Origin of the sequence: Bacillus sp. R45 (genome assembly GCF_021729365.1) — a bacterium.
In the GTDB taxonomy this organism is placed as follows: Bacteria; Bacillota; Bacilli; order Bacillales; family Bacillaceae; genus Bacillus; species Bacillus velezensis.
Genome location: NZ_CP091421.1, coordinates 3745516 through 3766864 on the forward strand (window position 1 = coordinate 3745516; position 21349 = coordinate 3766864).

Annotated in this window: 16 protein-coding genes and 2 pseudogenes; 3 read left to right on the forward strand and 15 right to left on the reverse strand. The window is 46.2% G+C overall.

The window, feature by feature from the left end:
- Positions 1–30 precede the first annotated feature (30 nt).
- The 15 genes and pseudogenes from L3V45_RS18605 to L3V45_RS18675 all read right to left on the reverse strand — a co-directional run bounded on the left by L3V45_RS18605 (position 31) and on the right by L3V45_RS18675 (position 17349).
- Entirely contained in the window at positions 31–408 is a 378-nt protein-coding gene (locus L3V45_RS18605) for a DUF2716 domain-containing protein (protein WP_003150756.1), read from the reverse strand.
- Complete coding sequence (locus L3V45_RS18610) at positions 396–674, reverse strand: DNA-binding protein (protein ID WP_236837193.1); 279 nt, start codon at positions 672–674, stop codon at positions 396–398. Before L3V45_RS18610 ends, L3V45_RS18605 begins: the two co-directional genes overlap by 13 nt.
- Positions 671–1051: a YxiJ family protein gene (locus tag L3V45_RS18615; protein ID WP_159165039.1), complete on the reverse strand. Its 381-nt coding sequence runs from the start codon at positions 1049–1051 to the stop codon at positions 671–673. The genes L3V45_RS18610 and L3V45_RS18615 overlap by 4 nt, the downstream gene beginning before the upstream one ends.
- A 1-nt stretch (position 1052) precedes the next feature.
- Positions 1053–1898, reverse strand: a complete 846-nt coding sequence (locus L3V45_RS18620; protein WP_115996837.1) for a DNA-binding protein — start codon at positions 1896–1898, stop codon at positions 1053–1055.
- 95 nt (positions 1899–1993) lie between these two features.
- Positions 1994–2821 (reverse strand): hypothetical protein, encoded by an 828-nt coding sequence (locus L3V45_RS18625; protein WP_115996839.1) that lies wholly within the window; start codon positions 2819–2821, stop codon positions 1994–1996.
- Between the two features lie 42 nt (positions 2822–2863).
- Entirely contained in the window at positions 2864–3175 is a 312-nt protein-coding gene (locus L3V45_RS18630) for a hypothetical protein (RefSeq protein WP_236837194.1), read from the reverse strand.
- Positions 3176–3411: 236 nt separating this feature from the next.
- Positions 3412–3820, reverse strand: a pseudogene (locus L3V45_RS18635) (YxiG family protein).
- A 172-nt stretch (positions 3821–3992) separates the two neighbouring features.
- Positions 3993–4586: a hypothetical protein gene (locus tag L3V45_RS18640; RefSeq protein WP_003150742.1), complete on the reverse strand. Its 594-nt coding sequence runs from the start codon at positions 4584–4586 to the stop codon at positions 3993–3995.
- A 12-nt stretch (positions 4587–4598) separates the two neighbouring features.
- Positions 4599–11630 carry a DNRLRE domain-containing protein gene (locus L3V45_RS18645; RefSeq protein WP_236837196.1) on the reverse strand — a complete coding sequence of 2344 codons (7032 nt, stop codon included), beginning with the start codon at positions 11628–11630 and terminating at the stop codon, positions 4599–4601.
- A gap of 161 nt (positions 11631–11791) precedes the next feature.
- Positions 11792–12856, reverse strand: coding sequence for a polysaccharide lyase family 1 protein (locus L3V45_RS18650; RefSeq protein WP_014306116.1), 1065 nt, complete (start codon positions 12854–12856; stop codon positions 11792–11794).
- Positions 12857–12997: 141 nt separating this feature from the next.
- Complete coding sequence (locus tag L3V45_RS18655) at positions 12998–13909, reverse strand: DMT family transporter (protein ID WP_236837197.1); 912 nt, start codon at positions 13907–13909, stop codon at positions 12998–13000.
- Between the two features lie 148 nt (positions 13910–14057).
- Complete coding sequence (locus L3V45_RS18660) at positions 14058–14504, reverse strand: universal stress protein (protein ID WP_017418568.1); 447 nt, start codon at positions 14502–14504, stop codon at positions 14058–14060.
- A gap of 81 nt (positions 14505–14585) precedes the next feature.
- A pseudogene (locus tag L3V45_RS18665) lies at positions 14586–15183 on the reverse strand (family 1 glycosylhydrolase); the annotation flags it as partial.
- A gap of 182 nt (positions 15184–15365) precedes the next feature.
- Positions 15366–15641 carry a hypothetical protein gene (locus tag L3V45_RS18670; RefSeq protein WP_234949517.1) on the reverse strand — a complete coding sequence of 92 codons (276 nt, stop codon included), beginning with the start codon at positions 15639–15641 and terminating at the stop codon, positions 15366–15368.
- 301 nt (positions 15642–15942) lie between these two features.
- On the reverse strand, positions 15943–17349 hold the full coding sequence (locus L3V45_RS18675) for an arabinan endo-1,5-alpha-L-arabinosidase AbnB (protein WP_143255694.1): 1407 nt from the start codon (positions 17347–17349) through the stop codon (positions 15943–15945).
- Between the two features lie 241 nt (positions 17350–17590).
- Here L3V45_RS18675 and hutP point away from each other — a divergent pair, with 241 nt between their 5' ends.
- The 3 genes from hutP to hutU all read left to right on the forward strand — a co-directional run bounded on the left by hutP (position 17591) and on the right by hutU (position 21349).
- Positions 17591–18037 carry a histidine utilization transcription antiterminator HutP gene (gene hutP / locus L3V45_RS18680; RefSeq protein WP_004393292.1) on the forward strand — a complete coding sequence of 149 codons (447 nt, stop codon included), beginning with the start codon at positions 17591–17593 and terminating at the stop codon, positions 18035–18037.
- Positions 18038–18149: 112 nt separating this feature from the next.
- Positions 18150–19688, forward strand: coding sequence for a histidine ammonia-lyase (hutH, locus tag L3V45_RS18685; RefSeq protein WP_004393290.1), 1539 nt, complete (start codon positions 18150–18152; stop codon positions 19686–19688).
- The gene (hutU, locus tag L3V45_RS18690) at positions 19685–21349 is read left to right on the forward strand and encodes a urocanate hydratase (protein ID WP_236837198.1); all 1665 of its coding nucleotides are present in this window, start codon (positions 19685–19687) and stop codon (positions 21347–21349) included. Before hutH ends, hutU begins: the two co-directional genes overlap by 4 nt.

The following is a 21349-nucleotide window of genomic DNA, read 5'->3' on the forward strand; positions in this document are numbered from 1 at the left end:
AAAAACATGAGATTCATTTGCAAGCGGTCTTCACTTTTGAAATAAGACAGGAGCGTTTCTTTCTATCGCCCTTATTAGCGGTGAGCCAAAAACCGTAATGGTTTGCTGCCGCGGATCCCCTAGCAGCCCCCACTGGAAGTCCTGATGAATAAAGAAACAATAGTCTCCATTTGGAATAACGGAGACCAGCCATTCACCGAATTCATCTTTATCAATTGGCGCATGAGGATTAAATAGATAACATTCATGCTGCCAGTCCAGCGCATATATAAACTCTTGCTTTAAGGTACAAGATTGAAGTGCCTTTAGTATCTGCAGTACGATGAGTTCCACTGCATTCATGGTCAGAATGATTGGGTCGCTTGTGTTTATTTTTGTATTGATTTTTGTAAAGACTAATTCCGACATGAACGCACCCTTTCTTCATGCGTTTTCATAAAACCCTGCACCCAATCTTTTAATTCTTCAATCGTATGCAGATACGAATCAGGCGAATCTTTCAGATCAAACCCGCTCAAATACACGAGCATCTCCCAAACGTTTTCATCCTCAACCTCCGGATCATCTGCAGCCACGTACTCGCATGCCCAATCCGACACTTCTTCCCTCGCCGCTTGACCGTTCAGGATCAGATTAGCCTTCTTCAGACATTCTGCTATTGTGGGTTCTTTCACGTCAGAAGCCTGCCTTTCTTGTTTAAAATGCTGACCAACAGCCCTCTTACCCGTTCGTGCCGCCCGATTTCCCGGCTGAGCTCCGGATAATCTGTTAAAGCGTTTTTCAGCTGCGCATATTGCGGATACAGCTCAAAAAAGGATTTATATAAGGCTTTACGCTGGCGCTTAGGCATTTGTTTATTCGCCAAAACAAAATCTAAGCTGCCGCAGACAAGCGCGAAATACTCATAAAAATCCCCCGCGCAGGCAGCCCCCTCAAAGTCTTCTTCGAATCTCCCAGCATCCGAAGGCAGCGGACCCTCTAATTCTTTTTTGTGTAATTTCAGGTTTTGGATGACGTCATCATTTAAAGAATATCTGATGGATTTTATCATCTCATTTTGATGCTTTTCCATTACTGATATCCCGCTTATAAATCCCCGAATTCGAGACCGCGTAAATGGCATCGCCAGTCAGCTTCAGCTGATGCCCGGAAAGCTCATCGCCATCCGCATCACAGCACGTTATCTCTTGCATCGGCAGACTGACATCGGCCGGAATGAGAGACAGTGAATGATCATCTTTGCATACCCAAAACCCGTTATCTGAAATCGCTAGCTGGTCGTAAACCCCGGAATATGCTTTATCAGAAATAATCCACACTCGTTTCACGTCGGTTTCTTCAAACGCAGCAATGACTGTATAAGCGTAATACAGCATGTAGATTAGTCCGTCTTTTTCTGCAAGTGCATAACAGTCATCTACCGCGGGCGCATATATTTCTGAAAGCTGCTGATCAATGTGGGTTTTCTTTAGCTGCCCGTCTAAAGTGAAGCACAGCACACTGTGCCCTTCAGGATTTTCATCACTATAAATACCTTCATCACTTAAACCGATCCACAGGTTTTGTTTTTCATCCAAAAGACTGCATGAAACCCCTGAAGGGAGAGAAAATGCACTTTGTTCTGTTCCTTCTGCTGAAAATACTTTCACTTTATACTCATGCGATTCAAAGAAAATCAACACATACCAGTCAGCCGAACTCTGTTGGAACAGCATAATATCCTCATACGGGATTTGTTCATCGATATGAATCACTCGCGTATCGCCCGATTTGTCGATGATCGTAAACGAAAGCCCGCCATTCTGATGCCGTCCGAGATACAGATGCCCGCAGTTATCAAAATGGAAGAAACGTCCTTTTATTGATTCGTCATGTATCTTGTTCATTTTTATTTTCATGTCATTGCCCCTTGAGTCTTGGGTGATATTTTTATCGATCGCACTCTGTAAATTGATATGCAGATGGCTGAAAAAAGCCATCTGCATAGGATTGATCAAAACTTTACCAGATATAAATCGTTATCATGAAAGATAAACATGCGGTCCTGGACGGCTCTGTACGTTGTTTTTCCTTTTCTATCAATACCGTGTATCATGACGTCAGCCTCTGATAACCCTTTGCTCTCTTCATGAAATGCAAATAGGTTATCCTCGTGATTCTGTATCAGCAGCACCCTATTTTTCGAAACGGACAGCTGGTCACAATAGGAGTATTGATCGCCGTTTAGCACATATTCTGCAACAGTACGAATTCTGTCCCGTCCAATCTGATAATGACCGATGACACAGCAATCCTCTCCCTCAAAACATACATACAAATCAGATTTGATCGATTGTATGGCATAGCATTCGTGCATCATTTCTTTAAAATCGTCTTTAAAATAAAACGTTCTGTCTTCTGCATGAAAAGCAAATATCGCTTTCCCTTGAGGGTTTCTCTCATCATACATACCCTCGTCTGTTAATCCGATCCATAGTAATCCATCCTCACCCAGATGAAATACATTGGCGCTTAATAGAAAAGAACAAATCGGATTGATTTTATTACTGTTTACGCAGTATACAGCTAATTGACACGTATAATTTTCCAGGTAAACGATCACGATAGTGTCATCATACGAATCAACCAGATTGAAATGGGCATCTTCAGAAAATCCGTGTAACTCTTTTTTGATTAAAAGAGAGCTGCCTTTCATAACCTCCAATATTACTTTGTGATCATGCACCGACACAATAAATACTTGATCATCCCGACCCGCATTGAAATAAATGATGTGCTCTCTTTTATATGACCCAACCCGCTTCGCGGTAAGTTCTAACATCAGCAACACTCCGTTGAATAGGAACCTGAAATTTATATTAAATTAATCAATGATATATAAATCTGCTGCATCGTATTCAAACCAAATGATTTTTTCATTATTTTCAGTAGTTACATCAACCTTTTGAGTGTTCAGGTTCATGCAGGACTTATTTTTGGCGGGATTTGCTATTATAACAACAAAGTCATTGATCGATGTTAAAAAATATAATTCATCTAATAAGTGATCTGCCATCAATTGTTCTTTGGTTAGAACACATTCAATATGAATGAACTTTTTCGATACAGTATTCATATTTATCATTTTCTTTTCAACCTTCTTCTTCCATTCTTCAATAAAAGAAGGGAATGCCATTACTTCTATTAGAGCTGTTTCGAACTCTAAGTCATTCATTAATTTGAGAAAAAGTATCTTTACTCACTAGATCACATGAATAAATCGAATTGTATTTAAGCGGATTAATCACATCCAGATTCCCTATAGCCCTCAATGATTCTTTTTGTAAATTTAAAGGAGTGTTCATGTTTGCCTCCGCGAACGATTTCGTTATGTAAGAAAAGAGAGGCTGGGAACCTCTCTTATTTGTTTATTTATGATTTCGGATGATACGCATAAAATGATTGGTCGTCAAAGCGAACTGTTTCAGCTTCTACAGCAATCAGCATTCTGTTCATGTCAATGAGAAAATTAGCATTTGATTGATACTCCGGAATTACAGCATTTGATAGATTACCGATTCCTTCCGGGTGGTAACTCATCTCAAATACTTGCCAATTGTATTCTTCCGAATCTATTTTTTCTAATCTCATATCACCAATATCTGCACTAAAATAAACAGATGCTGCATTTTTAACAACCTGAACCTTAAAACAGGTCTTTTTTAAAGAACTGATAATCGACCTTTAAAATATTACATCCCTCGTCAATATAATCTACTCTATTGTTCAATTTGTTTGTGCATTGTCTTCTCCTTCTCCTAACTAACACTAACAAACCCATTGATAGAAGTGTCTTGATGATAAACATAGATTATTCAAACAAGCCCCAAAAATATATTACTCTGCATATTTGTCATTAAATATCTGTTGAATGCAAAAATACTATCTGGAGATTATTTGAAATCCCGTTTAGAACAATCAGATGATATCGGTAGTAGGTATTAAAAATATACTTATTTGTAATGTGCCATAAGTGTTTTTTCAAATTCAACTGGAACCGTCTGATTTGGGAATACAACTGATATCCAATCTAAGACAACGCCATCTAACGATCTCCAAGTTGCTAGTTCTTTTCCTTCACTCTGATGATCAATACCTAGAATACAGATTTCAAGTTCTCTCTCACCATAAATCGCCCACTTTAAAGTCGGTGAAGCCCAAACAACACGAGATGCAATATTCATTATACAGTCACTTTTACTGTGCTTTGGATAATCAGTTAAGAGTGACAGATACTCATCTGCAGTTATATGCAAAGGGATCTTTATCCAGTTAAAATACTCAAATTCTTCGTAGAATTGGTTTATATGTTCAGAACTGTCTATAACAGCCATTAATATAAACTCATCATGATGTTCATTAGCCAAACTCTTAAACATTCCCCAACTTTCTTCAGATAATACCCAATGGAATTCCTCGAATAAATAATAATTTTTCCTTTGCTTAAAAACTTGTTTAGGCAATGTTTGATCTACGTGACATAAGGAATTAATTATGGATTGATAGACTTTTAACTCCTTAGGATGATCAATAAAATAGTGATTCATCTTATTTCCCCTTTAATGTCGCATTCTGATTTTGTGTGTGAATTTTTTTCTACCTTTAGGTGTATATTCCGCGGTTGGATAGGGACTTGACTTAGCATGTTTCCTTAGGGAATACTTATTCCCATTTTTCGTCATAGTGATAACACCCCCATGATGAACTGATTTTCTCCATCCTTGTCTTCTTAAATTTTTTTCAAAAGTTCTTCTTTTTACATTAGTAGAATAATTTTTGAACCTAGAAGTTTTTCCAGTTATATCCCTATAACTTGAGTAGGCCCTTCTAGCCCGTACACTTTTTCTAGATAGTTTATATGTTTTAGCAGCTTTATAAATCCGATTAGCACCCTTAAATAACTTCCCAGGCCCAAAGTTCGAAGCCGCTGCCCAGGCTGCACCTCTCCATCCTTTACCTGATTTATATGCCTTATATCCGTCATAAGCCGCAAAGCCGGCGTTAATGGCTAGCCACACCCAATGCCCATCTGGATCAACATTCATCACCGGGTTGTTGTTTCCGTATGCATATCCATTCTGATCTAAAGAATCCCCATCGCTGCCCGGGTCTGGGTCTAGTGATAAGAATACACCGTTTCTTGGTTCGTAGTAGCGGGCCATGAGATAGTACAGGCCGGTTTCTTCGTCGTATTGGTAGCCTGCGTAGCGGTAGCGGTTGTCTTTTACTTCGTCGCTTGCTTCGGTTTTTGTCGGATTTCCCCACGCATCGTACTGATATTTGGCAACGGTTTTTCCCGTGCTGTCTGAGATGGCGATGACGTCGCCGTGTGCGTTGTAGTGATAGAAATATTTCTTGCCGTTCTCTGTATAGGATAACAGCTGGCCGCTGTCACCATACGTGTATGATTTTGTGACGTTGTTGTCGGCGTCTGTTTCATACAGGACGTTCAAGCTGTCTCCGTCGTAGAAGTAGTTCGTGACGTTTCCGTTGACGGTTTTTTGGATTCTGTTTCCTTTTTCATCGTATTTGTATGTTGCGAACGGCTTGTCTTCGCCTTTTTTCGTGACGGCGGTCAGGTTGTCTTCCGCGTCCCACGTATATGTGTATTTGCCGTCAGATATGCGGTTGCCGTTTTTATCATAGGACAGGTCTTCGTCATTCACCTTCGTCAGCTGGTTCATGATATTGAATGATGCGTTGACTGATTTGCTTGCGCCGTCCTTTGTGGTGGTGACGTTTGTCCGGTTGCCGAAGCCGTCGTACGTATATTGAATGACGGTGCCGTCTTCATGAGTTTCTTTGACGAGCTGGTTGAGCTTGCCGTATTCGTACTGCACCTTTCCGCCGGCTGAGCTGTCGATGACCGTGCGGTTGCCGTTGGCGTCGTATTCATAGCTTTCCCGGAAGATGCTGCCGCCGTTTTTCGCTCCGATATGAAGAGAGCTGACAAGATTCCGCTCATCATATGAGAAGCTCGTGCCGACTTCATTTCCGCTGATGAATGTCTGGACATTGCCGTTTTCATCATAATCAAATGTATAGGCTGAAGTGCCGTCTTTCATTTCAATCATTTGATCAAGTTTGTTGTACGTAAAGCTGTTTGTTCCTTTTTGGCCGCCGTGGCTCCATGAGAAAGTTTTCAGCTTATCTGAATCAGCCGGATACGTCCAGCTTTGGCTGCCGCCGCGGTCGGTTAATTCGGTCAGGCGGTTTTTGTTGTCAAAGGTGCGTTTTTTCGTTGTATTTTGTTCTTTGTTTGTGACCGACGTTTCATTGCCGTTTTTGTCATAGGTAAAGTTGTATTTTTCAGTGCCGTTATACGCTTTTGACTTAACCCGGTCGGTGCCGTCATAGGTCAGCGACACTTCATTGCCGTTGGCGGAAACGGTTTTCGTCAGGTTGCTGTTGGCGTCATATTCACTCTTCAGTACATTGCCGAGCGGGTCGGTTGTTTTGACGAGCTTGCCCATGACGTCATATTCATATTGATAGGTCTGGTTTGCGCCGGCCCGAATCGTTTTTGTCAGCTCATTTCCTTCCTTGTCATAGCTGTGAAGGATGGATGTGCCGTTTGACAGGGTCAGCTTTGTCAGCTGGTCGGCCTGATCGTATTCGTAGGCGGTTGTTTCGCCTTTCGCGTCGGTTTCAGACATTTTCTTGCCAGTCTCGTCATATGAAGCAGTGCTTGCATAACCTAGTTCGTCTTCTTCTTTTGTGACGTAGTTTCCTTTTTCGTCATAGGTGTTTTTCGTCAGGATGCTTCCTTCGATTAATCGGATGTCATCAAACCACGCCGTTCCTGTGGCGCTTTTTTGGAACAGAATGCTGATTTCGATTTTATTGATCGGCTTTGTTTTCGGAATGACTGCCGCCGCCCGGTTCCATTCCTGTGTCCCCTGCGGGAATTTGGCGGTGTAGACGCCCGTCGTGCCGTCCGCATAGGTGACGCCGGCCTGAAGCGCGTAATCATTGTCGTTCGTTAATTTTACGCCGTCTGCCTTGGACATCCCTGTCAGCGTGATATATACCGGCTTATCGTCCGCGCTTTGGCCTAATGTGACGGTTTGTTTTGCGGCCGCATTGGCTTGTGATGCATTTGTGCGGGACGCTTTTAATGAGCTGTCATCATCGAAGCCTTCATCAAGGTCAGCGGCGGCTCCGCTTGTGCTCCAGCCATCTGCTTTAGCCGTGAAACTGCTGTTTTGAACCGGGTTATAGCTTGAAGAGACTTCGCCTTTTTCCAGCTGAACCTGATCAAACCACGCTTTTCCTTTGCCGTCCTTGTCTTTATGATCCACTTCCATATAGACGATGGCTTTTCCTGCATTGGCCGGTGTTGTAAAGGTAATCTGCCGTTTCGTCCAGTCATTCTTTCCGGCTAATGCGCCTGATTCATTGTGAATCCATTGAATGCGTTTTTGGTCTTTGTCACGCAGATCAATGTTGAAATACGCTCTCGCCTTTGTCAGATCCGTTTTGATCTGGCCGCTGAGTGTATACGTCGTATTCGGCTCAAGCTGCACTTCCTGCGTTGCGGACGCATGGCCGTGCTCTGTTCCGGCTGAAGCGGATTGTGAGGTGATCTCCAGTGCTTTTTGTCCGGACAGCGCGCCGCTTCTTGCTTTTACAGACGCGATGCTTCCGCTGTCTCTCGTAGCGGTGAGATTCCAGCCCAGCTTTGTTGCTTCAAAGCTGCCGTCTTTCAGCAGGCTTGCCGAAGCTGCCAGCTCTTTGCTTGATTGAATGAGATTACCGTATTTGTCATACACGGCGGCGGATGAGGATTTTCCGCTTTGATCCGTTTCAGAAACGGCATCCAGTCCGTCGTACGCAATATCAGTGATGTTCCCCTCGGTATCCTTCATTTTCGTTACGTCATTGTTTTTGTTGTACTGATACGTTTCGGTGCCGTAGTTGTCTTTTACGGCTGTGACGTTGCCGTCTTTATCATATTGATAGCTTTCTGTCGCTTTGCCCGCATCCGCGTCGTTCGGATCGGTGTCCTGAATGACGTTGTTGCCTTCGTATACAGTGTTGGTCGTGATTTTCAGCCCTTCGGCATCATCGATCATCTGAATCGGGTTGCCCGCCTCATTATAGCCGTACTGCACTTTGCGGCCGTTCGGCTGCGTCATGAGCAGCGTTTTTTTGTCCGCGTCATAGCTGTAGTCGTACGTTTCTTTTTTCGCATTGACGGCTTTGGTCAGACGGTGGCCGCTGTATTGGTATTCAGTGAACAGCGGTTTGTCATCCGTGCTGTTTGCGGAATACTGCTTGACGAGGCGCCCTTCGGCATCATAGTCGTAGCTTGTGACGCTGCCGTCAGTATCCGTCACCTTTTTGAGAAGGTCTTTGTCATATGAATACGAAATCTTTTTGTTTTTCGGCCCTGTAAGAGATGTGACATGGCCGTTTTCATCATAGGTAAATGTCAGCTTGCGCCCTGATGCGTCTGTTATGGCGGTCAGCTGATTGCTGTCGTTATATTCGTATACGGTTGTGTTGTTGTGTCCGTCAACGACTTTTTGAAGCTTGCCGCCTTTTTTGCTGAAATAAGCGTTCGTCTGATCCTTTGTTTTTAATACAAATTGGTCGCTTGTTTCTGTCAGTTCGAGATAAACACCCGTCGGCGGCTGATACGTGCCGTCAGATTTTTTCGTGAAGACATGTGTTGTCGCGTCCTCATCAATATAAACGGCTCTGCCGTCTTCAGAAAGGATCGACGTTTCCGCATCGGCATACCATCCTTGGCCGAACATATGGTCAGAGCTGTCAAGGCTGTTAAAGGTCCGGGAGAGTCCGAGCCCCGGCCCGCGTCCGTCGATTGACATATCTTCTTCATTGACGATGACATTTCCCGTCGCGCCGTTCAGCTGTCCGTCCGGAATGTCGATAATAGACCAGAATTCTTCCGTTCCGAGGAATTCCGCACCTTCATGGAAAACAGGGTTAAAAGGTGCCGTCGGTATACTGTCACCATTTGCGTCATAGGCGGTCAGCGTAAAGGAATAGTTCTTCTTCCCTTTGTAATTGCCGTTTGCGTTTTCGTAAACAGGTGAAGGGTCAAGCGCCAGTTCGCCGCCCTTTCCGTCCGTGTGAAGCTGGAATTTTCCCGCTTTCACTTCATCGGCTGACGGCCAGATGTGTTTGTTTTGGGTCGTCCAATGATCGGTATCCCCGACATCGAATGATTGATAGTCTTTTCCGTTGTAGATGTTGATTTTGTAGCCTTTGGCGTTTTTGACTTTATCCCATATGAGATTGACATAACCCGTTTGGCTCGATTTCGTGTTCGTATAGACGTAGCCTGTCAGATTTTTCGGCTTTGCGATATCAGGCAGCGCCGGACTAGCTTCCGGTGAGGCGATCGCTTCTCCGTCTTTGTTATAGGCGATTACTTTAAATCCGTATGTTTTCCGGTTTGCGTCTCCGCCGGCATTTTTATAAACGGGGCCCGGGTTGATCGGCAATTCCGCGCCTTTTTTGTCTTTCAGGTGAAGCGCATATTTTCCGGCGCTGATTTCCGCCTTTGTCGGCCAGATGTTTTGATCTTTTGTGGACCAGGATGTTTTATTTCCGAGGTCAAGCGTTTCAAAGCCTTTGCCGTTAAAGACTTGCATTTTATACCCGGCTGCGCCTGATACGGCTTTCCAGGAAAGATCAAACCATCCTGTTGCGTTGTTGTTATTAAAGCCTTTCGTGCTTGGCCTTTGAACTCTTCCAATATTCGGAATGACGGGCTTGGCGGCCGCAGACATGGCGCCTTCCCCCTGGTCAAACACCGCACTGACCGCGACCCAGTAATTTTTGCTTGCCGGATAGCTGCCGCCGGAGTTTTTATAGACCGGGGAAGGGTCAAGCGCTAATTCACTTCCGCCTTTTCCGTCTGTATGCAGCTTATATTTACCGGAATCAATTTCCGCTTTTGTCGGCCAGATGTTTTTTCCTTTTGTGCTCCAAGAGGTTGCATTGCCGACAGAAATGGCTTGATATTCTTTCCCGTTATAAAGCCACACTTTATAGCTTTTGGCGCCTTCAGCTTTTTTCCAGCTGATATTGAAAAATCCTGTCGAATCTCCGTTATGATACGCTTTGACTGACGGCGTGTCCGCCTTCGGAATCGTGTATGTCACTTCGATATAAGGTTTTTTATTAGAGTTTGCTGATGACATCAGCTTCTTCCAATATTCTTTTCCGTTGCCGTTTGCGTGAAGCTTAAAGCCGTAATTGGCGCCGCCGCTGTTCCACGACTTGACTGCGGATGTGACATCGAAGCTTGCCCATTGGCCTTTATAGACCTCGGCTTTGCCGATGTTTTTGGAGCCCGGCTTGTTTTTCCACGTGATCTTGGCATTGTCGTAATTGCTGTTTACGGTGTCGAGCCAAAGCCCCGTCGCCTTTGATCCGTAATAGGAGTGGGCTGTGTATGCTTTAAGCGTCGCTTTTGTCACCGTCATGTTTTTGATCGGCTTTAGATTATCAAACTTCATAAATGCGTAGTTCGTTCCGGTTGTGCCGTCATAATAACCTGTTTTCAGCACGTACGCTTTCAATCCGGCGTCCCATTTCTGCGACGCGGCAGAGTAGTTTGTCGTCGGGTACGCACTCATGACAAAGGTATCGGATGACACGGATACTGATGTGGAAGGATCAATAGATACCGGATAAACCCGCTTGGGATCTTTCAGCCATTTTTCATCGGCCGTTACATGCAGCAAGTAGCCTTCGCTGTTTTTTTCAAGCTTGAAGCTGACATCTTCTGACCTGCTGACCTCACCTGACTTCTCGTCGAGATCTGAGTCGGTCATAAAAGGCTTCGGCACTGTGTAGACGACATTGTCTTTGTCATCAGAAAACGCGATCGAGCCGTCTTCCTGTTCTTTAGCCTGAAGGTCGGTTTTGATTTGAAAGGTGAAGGAATTGTAGCCTTCATATTTGTGAAGCACAAGGTCTTCTTTTATGTTTTCGTTAAATGTGTAGGTTTGTAAATCAATAGCAGGAAACACTTGCTGATACGTAAGCTCGTTGCTGTCTTCCTTCACTTTTGCTGAGGCATCTGTCGGAGTGATTGCAGCCTGATCGGGGCCTTTTGCGCCGGTTAATGAGTATGTGAGCTTATGATCATCATGTTCAAATGTAGCGTATAATCCGTTTTTCATTTGCTTCAGAAAATCGGAGTTCAGCACTGTATTTTCCGTCCCGACATCCTTTGAGCCGGTTTTCAATTCAGGGGAAACGTCTTCCCAGTCCGCATTGGCGGTTTCTTTCGTGTGAATGGGGTCTGTGTAGATTTCCTGTTTGTATACACCTTCGCCCTCATAATAAAGTTTTGAATTCTCAGTTCTTTCAGACGTGATCTCACCGTCTTGATTGATATCTTTTTGATCAAACGGCATCTGCTCGGATGCTTTTTCCGCCGGAAGATCTTTTTCCGGGTCTGCTGCCGGAATGGCGGCGGTTTTCGCTTGATCTTGTTTTTCACGCGTTTCTGCCGCAAATACATCGGCAGGCGCAATGGAAATCATAAGCGTTGCCGCAAGAGTGCCGGCCAGCCATTTTTTCCACTTGTTCTTTTTTCCTATTTTCATAGGTTCTCCTCCTTCTTTTGTAATATAGGCTTAACAATAGTAATATTATTGAAATTGTTTATCAATATTTTCCTAGGTATTTAAGGTTATTTTAAGGATTATAGGAATTTTGAACCTTTTATTCATATAAAAAAACCGCCGGCTGCCGGCGGTTTTTCGTATTATGGATAGCGGAGATTTGTATTTTGCGCTCCCGCGTAGGATTGGGCGAAGTTTTTGGCGTCCTGGGCTGAAAGCGTGCCGTAGCTGTAATTTGATCTCGGATTCCAGCCGGTGCGCGGTGATTTCGGGGCTTTGAGCGACGGGAATGAACCGATGTCGGTGAATTGGGCCGTCCCGTAGTCGTCTATCATTCCGCCTTTTTCATTTCCGTTACCGAAATAGTTGGCTTCTGAGAAGACAGTCGCGTTTGTATGAATGGTGAATCCTAAATTAAAATTGGTCACATAGTTGTTTTTCGCGTGAAAATAGCCGTATCTCATCAGGCCCGGTGAACGCACATAGACGTTATTAAAATAGTTGTTGGTGATCGTCATATGCGGATAGCCGATATAATTGCGTCCTTCGTTATCATCATTCGGATAACCGAGAATCAGGCCGTACAGATGGTCTGTGAATTTAGAGTTAGACAGCGTCACAAAATCCGCTTTGGCGCCGACATACAGAAGCTTTCCCAAATCGCTGTGGCTGTTCGGATTGTAGCTGTGGCCTTCAAACCACACGTGGTCAATCCAGTAATTCTGTCCGTTCGCTATGTACATCGGAATATCGTTGTTGCCTGTAATGGCGGCATTATGGCTGATAATGAGATTTTTGAAAATCACATTGTTTGAGCCGGAGCCGGTTGTCAGATAGATGTTGGTCAGCCTGTGGCTGGTATAAGAGCCGACGATGGTTTTATTGGCGCCGACTGTCACAACGGCTTTACCCGGGGAAGAAATATCACTTGTGATGACGATGGTTTTGCGGTCCGTTCCGCCCGCATTGTTTTTCAGATCATTGAGATTGCTGACGTAGACGACGGGGCCGCCCTGGCCTCCCGATACGGCGGATTTTGCTTTTCCGTTATGATCCTTCGCATTGCCAGCGAATCCGGTAAGTCCCTGCATCACATCCGGATAAGCCGCTGCCGCTTCTGCCTGCTTGGATGCGGAACATACGATGGCCAGACAAAGCGCAAAGCCGAGTGCAGCCAAGAAAGCGAGATGACGCGTCTTCTTTTTCATGCCCTTCACTCCTTTAATCTCTTAAATTGTAAACACATGAAGTATTATACAATTACTATCCTCTTTTTCCATGATCTGTTTGTCTGCTTTTTCGTTATGGCTGAAAAGCCCCAAAATAAAAAAAGCAGCCGGTACGGCCGCCTATATACGGGTGCTGTCTGCCTGAGTTTCCGCCGGCACGGCTTTTTGCTTTCGAATCAAGGACAGCGCCATCCCCGCAAAAATCATCACAATCCCCAAAGATTGATAAAGGTCGGGGCGAAATCCCGTAAATACGGTGTCAAGCACAATCGCCACCGCCGGATCAAGAAATACGATGATTGAAATAAACCGGGTGGATAAAAACCGCAAGCTGTCAAAAAAGAGCAAATACACAATTCCCGTATGAATGATACCGGTTGACACAATCATGATCCAGTTCACATGCGACAAATCAGAAAAAGCGCCGAAACGGACGAACGGGAGAAGAATGATAACGCCCAACCCGGTCTGCAAACAGGTGACCGCATATGGGCTGAGACTGTTGATACCTTTCCCGGCCAGTGTCGTAAAGGCGTAAAAAAGGGCGGCCAGCACGGCCCAAATAATACCCGATCCCATCAGCTGAGAAAATGACGTATTTCCGTTGATGCCGGAAATCAGGGCGGTGCCCAGAAAACAAATCACGATGGAAGTGACGGACACAATATGCAGTTTCTCCCGGTATATAAGGCTCCCTAGAAGAAGGACGAGAACCGGAGCCAGATGATAAACGGAAATCGCTATCGTCACTGATGTTTCCTCAAATGATTTAAATAAAAACACCCAGTTCAGCACGAGAAAAAATCCGCAGGCCAATGTCTGCAACACCTCGCGCCGGTTCCATTGTTCGGTGCGGTGCCGTCCGGAACCAAACCAGCAAACGCCCAGAAACAAAGAGGCGCACAGACATCTCACAAAGACCAGTTCAATTGAAGGCACATTCGTATGTTCCGAGAAAAAGCCGATTGATCCGAAAATGACCATGGAAATGACCATTTTGATGACGGCATTTGATGTTTGTTCAGCTTGCATTGATTCGCTTCCCCCATATCATTGACTGTTTATTCAGACAAATACTAACAGCCATTTTACTTGATTCAGAGGAAGATTTCATCCTATTTTTCGAAAGACGGCGGTCTTTTCTCATTAAAAAAAGCCCCGCATCAGCAGGGTCTTCTGTTTAATGAACGATCAGTACAGGACAAGGAGACAATTGTGAGACCTTATGGCTCACGCTTCCGAGCATCATTTCTTTAAATCCGCTGATTCCGCGGCTTCCGACGACAATCAGATTGAAATGCTGTTCTTTCGCTATGTTTAAAATTTGATGCGCAGGTTCGCCTTGGACGTACAGGCTTTCCGCATTTACCCCGCTTTCAGCCGCTTTCTGCTTGGCATCTTCCAGAATGGCCGCTCCTTTTTGCTCGACTTCATGTTTGATGTCTTCAATGAAGTTTTCCGGAACATAGACAATCCCTGTTAAGGCTGATGTGGATACAACGGCTTCACGTCCCGCATAGAGAATGGTGAGTTCAGCCTGCTGTTCTTTCGCCAGATGGATCGCTGCGTCCAAAGCTTTGCTGCTCATGTCTGAACCGTCTACTGCTGCAAGAATTTTTTTAAACATATGAATCCCGCCTTTCTGCTTTTATTGTCCTCCTCTCTTTGCTGAATGTCAATTTTGCCGGCTTTCTCCGGAACATTGCGCTTACAGACTTTCTCCGTTTGTGGCGATGACGTCTTTATACCAATAAAAACTTTTCTTTTTCTTTCTTTCAAACGTGCCTTTTCCGTCATTGCCGCGGTCGACATAGATATAGCCGTAGCGTTTTTTCATTTCTGCCGTTGAGGCGCTGACGAGGTCAATCGGCCCCCACGACGTGTAGCCGATCAGGTCGACGCCGTCTTCAATCGCCTCTCTTGCCTCTATTAAATGATCACGCAGATAAATTGATTCGATAATCATCCTGAATGATTCCGTCCTCCTCAGGCTGATCAACCGCGCCGAGCCCGTTTTCGACGATGAAGAGCGGTTTCTGATAACGGTCGTACAGCGTGTTTAAAGTGATGCGCAAGCCCTTCGGATCAATCTGCCAGCCCCATTCGGAAGATTTCAGGTACGGGTTTTTCACGCCGCCGAGGAGATTTCCCTTAGATTGCGCCAGATCCTCAGGCGCCGTGCTGGCCGTCATCGACATGTAGTAGCTGAAGCCGATGTAATCCACCGTATGTTCTTTCAGGAGCGCCTCGTCCCCTTCCTTCATCTCGATCTTAATTCCGTTTTCTTTAAAGAAGCGCTTCATGTGTGTCAACGCTTACATTGTGATTATTACTTAGTTTTAGCGATTCATTTTGTGTTCTGTATGGTGATAATTGCATAACTTAAAACAGAAACTAGATCAGTGTTTTCACTAATCAAGCATCTAACGGTAATGTGCTTTTTCAATAGAGTTTTTTCTGTTCTGATATACTTTTAAAAATTACTTGTTCACAGCAAAAATATACCGAATTGCTCTTTAAAAGCTACCTTTATCCTTTCTTCATCTTTAATACAAATGATCATATTATTGTTTACTTTCTTCAATTGTGTAACATTGTTCAGTTTCGAATGAAAAACGATGGATTTATCATAAGTCAGACTTACATCGCATTCCATCTTATACACATCTACAAATAGCACCAGTTTAAACCCTTTAGTATCTTTTACAGAATATATTAATTCTCCGGCATCTGGATTATCCGCTATACTTACCGGTTCATTCAAAAACAGCTCTAATAACTAAAGTTCATCATATTTTATAAACAAATCAAGTCAAGGTGTCCCGGCAAAAATAGATTCCAATTCCTTTGCTCTGATGTCTCCTGAAATTTAAAACTCATCTCGAGTAATTTTATTCCAAAAGTAATTTAATATATCTTTTTCACTATGGTTTTGTAAGTTTTACTTATTTTATGAAGGAAGAAAAAACCTCATAACAATATGATACTCTATAGAGCATTAATTACTTTCAAGTAGTTTTTATATTTCAACCTTCTTTAAAATAAAAGAAGATTCTGAGTCCTCCTCACTTCACTCCCCAAACAGCCTCCCCATCACCGCTCAGCACACTAAACGTTACAACTTCTTTCTCTCTCGCTGAGTCCCATTCTTTCAGGAAGACACCGTCATAATGTGTGCCGTTCAGGTTGATTCGGGCTTTGCTGCTGTCCGTTATTGTCCAGATTCCGGTCATTTCCCCGGAAATGGTGCCGTCGTTGTTAAGCCGGATGGTTTTTGGGGTTTTGATCGTAGCTGTAATGTCTTTTCCGTGCTGGATGAGTTTGTAGGCTCCGGATGCGGCGGCTGCCGATATGTGTGTATCCGGTTCTCCCGCGTAGCGGTACGGCGCTGCAACGGGCCATCCGTCTTTGTTCATGTACAGCCGATGCACTCTGACTTCGTGCTCTTCGCCTCTGTTCGGGAAACGGGTGTGGAAAATGAGGTATGATCGTTTCGTTTTCCCGTCGTAAAACACGGAGTTGTGTCCCGGTGAAACGTAGCCCGTGCCTTTTTCAGATTGTGAGGCGAAGCTGTAGCCGCCCATGAGTTTGACCCCGTACGGTTCAATTGCTTTGTCATCGAAGAAACTGCCGTCTTTTCCTTTGGCGTCAAGCATGTTATGGCCTGCGGCGTCATAGTACGGACCGTCCGGATTTTTAGAGCGCGCCACACGCATATTGTAGCCGCCGGCTGTGTCAAGTCCGCCGAATGACAGATACAGATAGTAATATTTCGTTTCCGGATTGTAGCTGATGTACGGGCCTTCGATTCTGCTGTGATTTCCGCCGAGCAGTTTTTTTCCGTAGCCTTGGTTCGGGAGCGGGAAACCGGTTTTCGGATTCATTTCCAGTATAAAAATCCCCCCGGAGTAAGAGCCGTACACCATCCAGAGCTTGCCTTTATGGTCAAAAAACGTTTGCGGATCTACGACGTTCGGGTGAACGTTTGCATGATACGTCGTGCCGTCTTCGCTTTTTCCTTCCATGCCTGATTTCAAAAAGATGCCTTTGTTTTTGTAGGGTCCTTCGATTTTGTCACTCACGGCGACACCGAGAGCGGATCGCGGCGAGTCTCCTTTACAGGCGTTATAGTACATGTAATATTTCCCGTCAGCCAGCTGAGCCACATCCGGCGCCCACAGCGTATCAGACTGGGCCCAGTCGAATGTCTCTTTTAATTCGGAGTAGACGTTCGGGATCAGGGGATTATTGGGATTGACGCTTGAAGACAGTTGCTGCCACTGCATCAGGTTTTTCGACTTGGCGGAAGCCAAATGCGAGCCGAATACATAGTATGTATCGCCTGTTTTGATGACGGACGGATCATGCACGCTGACCTCTGAAAAAACGGGATGCTGGGCTTTTGCCTGCGGCAGAGTGAACCCGATAACTGCTGCTGAGACCAGGCACACACGAAAGAAACTGGTTTTCATTTTCTGAAATCTCCTCGCTCTCTTCTTTTCTTAAAACGCTTTCAAGACAACGCTCCATTTTATGACGCGGATGGCGGAAATATGTGATCAACAGCGCCGGCTTCCCGATGTACCGCTTTAATACAATAGCAATCTGATTTGTGAAAGACTGGAAAAAAAGTTTTGACTTCTGATTCGCAAACACTTAATATAAAAAACAGTTACTAGTTATCAGAATATTTAAGAATTGAGTGAAGCATATATGACCTTACACAAAGACCGCCGCATCGGGCGATTGTCCGTCCTTCTTCTGCTTCATGAGACTGAAGAAAACCAGCAGATCAGCCGGCTGGAACGGGACGGCTGGAAAGTCTGTCTCGGCAGGGTGGGTTCAATGGATGCGCATAAGGTGGTAGCCGCAATTGAAACCGCTTCCAAAAAGAGCGGCGTCATTCAATCTGAGGGTTATCGCGAATCACATGCGCTGTATCATGCCACAATGGAAGCTTTGCACGGAGTGACGCGGGGCGAAATGCTGCTTGGCTCGCTGCTTCGTACCGTGGGCCTGAAGTTTGCCGTCTTGCGGGGAAATCCGTATGAAAGCGAGGCGGAAGGCGATTGGATCGCCGTTTCCCTTTACGGCACGATCGGAGCTCCGATTAAGGGGCTTGAGCACGAAACATTCGGAGTCGGAATTAATCACATATGAATCAGCCCATAGATTTCAGATGATAGGGGGCTATGCGTGAAATATCATTTTCATGGCATAGCTCCTTTTTGTATGGGCGCTTTACCAAAGTAAAGAAAAAGGGGTTGAAATGATGGTAACGTTAGACGGTTCCTCACTGACAACCGCAGATGCCCAGCGTGTGCTGTTTGATTTTGAAGAGGTTCAAGCATCTGCCGAAAGCATGGAACGTGTGAAAAAAAGCAGAGCGGCGGTTGAACGGATCGTTCAAGAAGAGAAGACCATTTACGGGATTACGACGGGGTTCGGCAAGTTCAGCGATGTGCTGATTCAAAAAGAAGACGCCGCGGATCTGCAGCTGAATCTGATTCTTTCTCACGCGTGCGGCGTCGGTGATCCGTTTCCGGAATCTGTATCGCGGGCCATGCTGCTTTTGCGCGCCAATGCCCTGCTGAAAGGCTTTTCCGGCGTGCGGACTGAGCTGATTGATCAACTGCTCGCGTTTCTCAATCATCGCATTCACCCGGTCATCCCGCAGCAAGGGTCACTGGGGGCGAGCGGAGATTTGGCGCCGCTTTCTCATCTCGCACTGGCGCTTATCGGGCAAGGCGAAGTCTTTTACGAAGGGGCCCGGATGCCGGCAGCTCATGCTTTGGAAAAGACAAACCTTCAGCCGGCCGTCCTGACCTCTAAGGAAGGGCTCGCGCTGATCAACGGAACGCAGGCCATGACCGCGATGGGACTGATCGCTTACCTCGAGGCCGAAAAGCTGGCCTATCAGTCGGAACGGATCGCGAGCTTAACGATCGAAGGCCTTCAGGGCATTATCGATGCATTCGACGAGGACATTCATGCCGCCCGCGGATATCAGGAACAGATGGATGTCGCAGAGCGAATCCGCTATTACTTGTCAGACAGCAAGCTGACGACCGTCCAAGGGGAGCTGCGTGTCCAGGACGCCTATTCGATCCGCTGTATCCCTCAAGTCCACGGCGCATCATGGCAGACATTAGCGTATGTAAAAGAAAAATTAGAAATTGAGATGAATGCCGCGACAGATAACCCGCTCATTTTCGAAGACGGCGCCAAAATCATCTCAGGCGGAAACTTTCACGGACAGCCGATCGCCTTTGCCATGGATTTTCTCAAAGTGGCGGCGGCCGAGCTTGCGAATATTTCTGAACGCCGTATTGAACGGCTTGTGAATCCGCAGCTGAATGACCTGCCGCCCTTTCTGAGCCCTCAGCCCGGCTTACAATCCGGAGCGATGATCATGCAATATGCGGCGGCCTCCCTCGTGTCAGAAAATAAAACCCTGGCCCATCCCGCCAGTGTCGATTCCATTCCTTCATCGGCAAACCAGGAGGATCACGTCAGCATGGGAACCATCGCCTCAAGGCACGCCTACCAGATCATCGCGAATACGAGACGGGTGCTTGCCGTTGAAGCCATTTGCGCGCTGCAGGCCGTGGAATACCGGGGTGCGGAACATTGCGCCTCGTACACAAAACAGCTCTATCTCGAAATGAGAAACATCGTGCCGTCCATACAAGAAGACCGCGTGTTTTCTTATGACATCGAACATCTGAGTGACTGGCTGAAGAAGGAGTCTTTTCTGCCGAATGAGCATCACCAAAAACTGATGACCAATGAAGGGGGACTTACAAGATGACTGATGTAAAGAAATCAATCCGCGCCGGCCGCGGCACCGAACTTGAATGCTTAGGATGGGAGCAGGAAGCCGTGCTCCGCATGCTCCGAAACAACCTTGACCCGGAGGTTGCCGAAAAGCCGGAGGATCTGATCGTATACGGCGGCATAGGCAAGGCCGCGCGAAACTGGGATGCTTTTCACGCGATTGAGCGCTCCCTCAAAACATTAAAAGATGATGAAACACTGCTGATTCAATCCGGAAAACCGGTCGGACTGTTCCGCACGCACAGCCGCGCGCCCCGCGTCCTGCTGGCTAATTCGGTCCTCGTGCCGAAATGGGCGGATTGGGAGCATTTCCATGACCTCGAGAAAAAAGGACTGATGATGTACGGGCAAATGACCGCCGGCAGCTGGATTTATATCGGTTCACAAGGTATTTTGCAAGGCACCTATGAAACCTTTGCGGAGCTTGCGAGACAGCATTTCGGCGGCAGTCTGAAAGGAACCCTTACGCTGACGGCCGGACTTGGCGGAATGGGAGGCGCCCAGCCGCTGTCCGTCACGATGAATGATGGCGTCGTCATCGCCGTTGAAGCGGATGAAACACGGATTGATAAACGGATAGAAACAAACTATTGCGACCGGAAAACCGCATCAATTGACGAAGCGCTGCGCTGGGCCGAAACAGCCAGACAAGCCGGAGAACCTTTATCGATCGGCCTTCTCGGCAATGCGGCAGAGGTGCATCATGAGCTTTTGAACCGCGGCGTCCATATTGACATCGTGACCGATCAGACTTCCGCTCACGACCCGCTGATCGGCTATATTCCGGCAGGATACTCACTTGAGGAGACCGACCGCCTGCGCCGGAATCAGCCTGATTTATACGTAAGGCTTTCCAAGCAGAGTATGAAAAAGCATGTGGAAGCCATGCTCGCCTTCAAGAAAAAAGGGGCTATCGTCTTTGATTACGGCAACAACATCCGCCAGGCTGCCAAAGATGAGGGTCTCGCCGATGCTTTTGATTTTCCGGGATTCGTTCCCGCCTACATCCGGCCTTTATTTTGTGAAGGAAAAGGGCCGTTCCGCTGGGCTGCGCTGTCCGGTGACCCTGAAGATATATACCGCACGGACGCTTTATTAAAAGAGCTGTTTCCAGAAAATCAAGCCCTCCACCGCTGGATTGACATGGCGCAGAAAAAAGTCACGTTCCAAGGCCTGCCGTCCCGTATTTGCTGGCTCGGCTACGGTGAACGGGAAAAGATGGGGCTCGCCATCAATGAATTGGTCAGAAACGGCGAGCTGAAAGCCCCGATCGTCATCGGAAGAGACCATTTAGACTGCGGATCTGTCGCCTCTCCGAATCGGGAAACAGAAGCGATGAAAGACGGAAGCGACGCGGTCGGCGATTGGGCGGTGCTGAACGCGCTGATCAACACGGCCTCAGGCGCAAGCTGGGTTTCTTTTCACCACGGCGGGGGCGTCGGCATGGGGTATTCCCTTCACGCGGGAATGGTCGCGGTCGCTGACGGCAGCATCCTTGCGGAACAACGGCTTTCCCGCGTTCTGACAAGCGATCCGGGTATGGGCATCATCCGCCATGCGGACGCAGGTTATGAAAAAGCGGTTCAAGTCGCCGAGGAACAAGACATTATGATACCGATGAAAAAGGAGCGGTAA

What these genes read in the sequence shown, in the direction of transcription:
- L3V45_RS18675 (WP_143255694.1), bottom strand. Translation starts at nt 17,349, where the DNA reads ATGAAAACCAGTTTCTTTCGTGTGTGCCTGGTCTCAGCAGCAGTTATC.
- L3V45_RS18640 (WP_003150742.1), bottom strand. Translation starts at nt 4,586, where the DNA reads ATGAATCACTATTTTATTGATCATCCTAAGGAGTTAAAAGTCTATCAA.
- hutU (WP_236837198.1), top strand. Translation starts at nt 19,685, where the DNA reads ATGACTGATGTAAAGAAATCAATCCGCGCCGGCCGCGGCACCGAACTT.
- L3V45_RS18625 (WP_115996839.1), bottom strand. Translation starts at nt 2,821, where the DNA reads ATGTTAGAACTTACCGCGAAGCGGGTTGGGTCATATAAAAGAGAGCAC.
- L3V45_RS18630 (WP_236837194.1), bottom strand. Translation starts at nt 3,175, where the DNA reads ATGGCATTCCCTTCTTTTATTGAAGAATGGAAGAAGAAGGTTGAAAAG.
- L3V45_RS18660 (WP_017418568.1), bottom strand. Translation starts at nt 14,504, where the DNA reads ATGTTTAAAAAAATTCTTGCAGCAGTAGACGGTTCAGACATGAGCAGC.
- hutH (WP_004393290.1), top strand. Translation starts at nt 18,150, where the DNA reads ATGGTAACGTTAGACGGTTCCTCACTGACAACCGCAGATGCCCAGCGT.
- hutP (WP_004393292.1), top strand. Translation starts at nt 17,591, where the DNA reads ATGACCTTACACAAAGACCGCCGCATCGGGCGATTGTCCGTCCTTCTT.
- L3V45_RS18620 (WP_115996837.1), bottom strand. Translation starts at nt 1,898, where the DNA reads ATGAAAATAAAAATGAACAAGATACATGACGAATCAATAAAAGGACGT.
- L3V45_RS18650 (WP_014306116.1), bottom strand. Translation starts at nt 12,856, where the DNA reads ATGAAAAAGAAGACGCGTCATCTCGCTTTCTTGGCTGCACTCGGCTTT.
- L3V45_RS18615 (WP_159165039.1), bottom strand. Translation starts at nt 1,051, where the DNA reads ATGATAAAATCCATCAGATATTCTTTAAATGATGACGTCATCCAAAAC.
- L3V45_RS18655 (WP_236837197.1), bottom strand. Translation starts at nt 13,909, where the DNA reads ATGCAAGCTGAACAAACATCAAATGCCGTCATCAAAATGGTCATTTCC.
- L3V45_RS18645 (WP_236837196.1), bottom strand. Translation starts at nt 11,630, where the DNA reads ATGAAAATAGGAAAAAAGAACAAGTGGAAAAAATGGCTGGCCGGCACT.
- L3V45_RS18605 (WP_003150756.1), bottom strand. Translation starts at nt 408, where the DNA reads ATGTCGGAATTAGTCTTTACAAAAATCAATACAAAAATAAACACAAGC.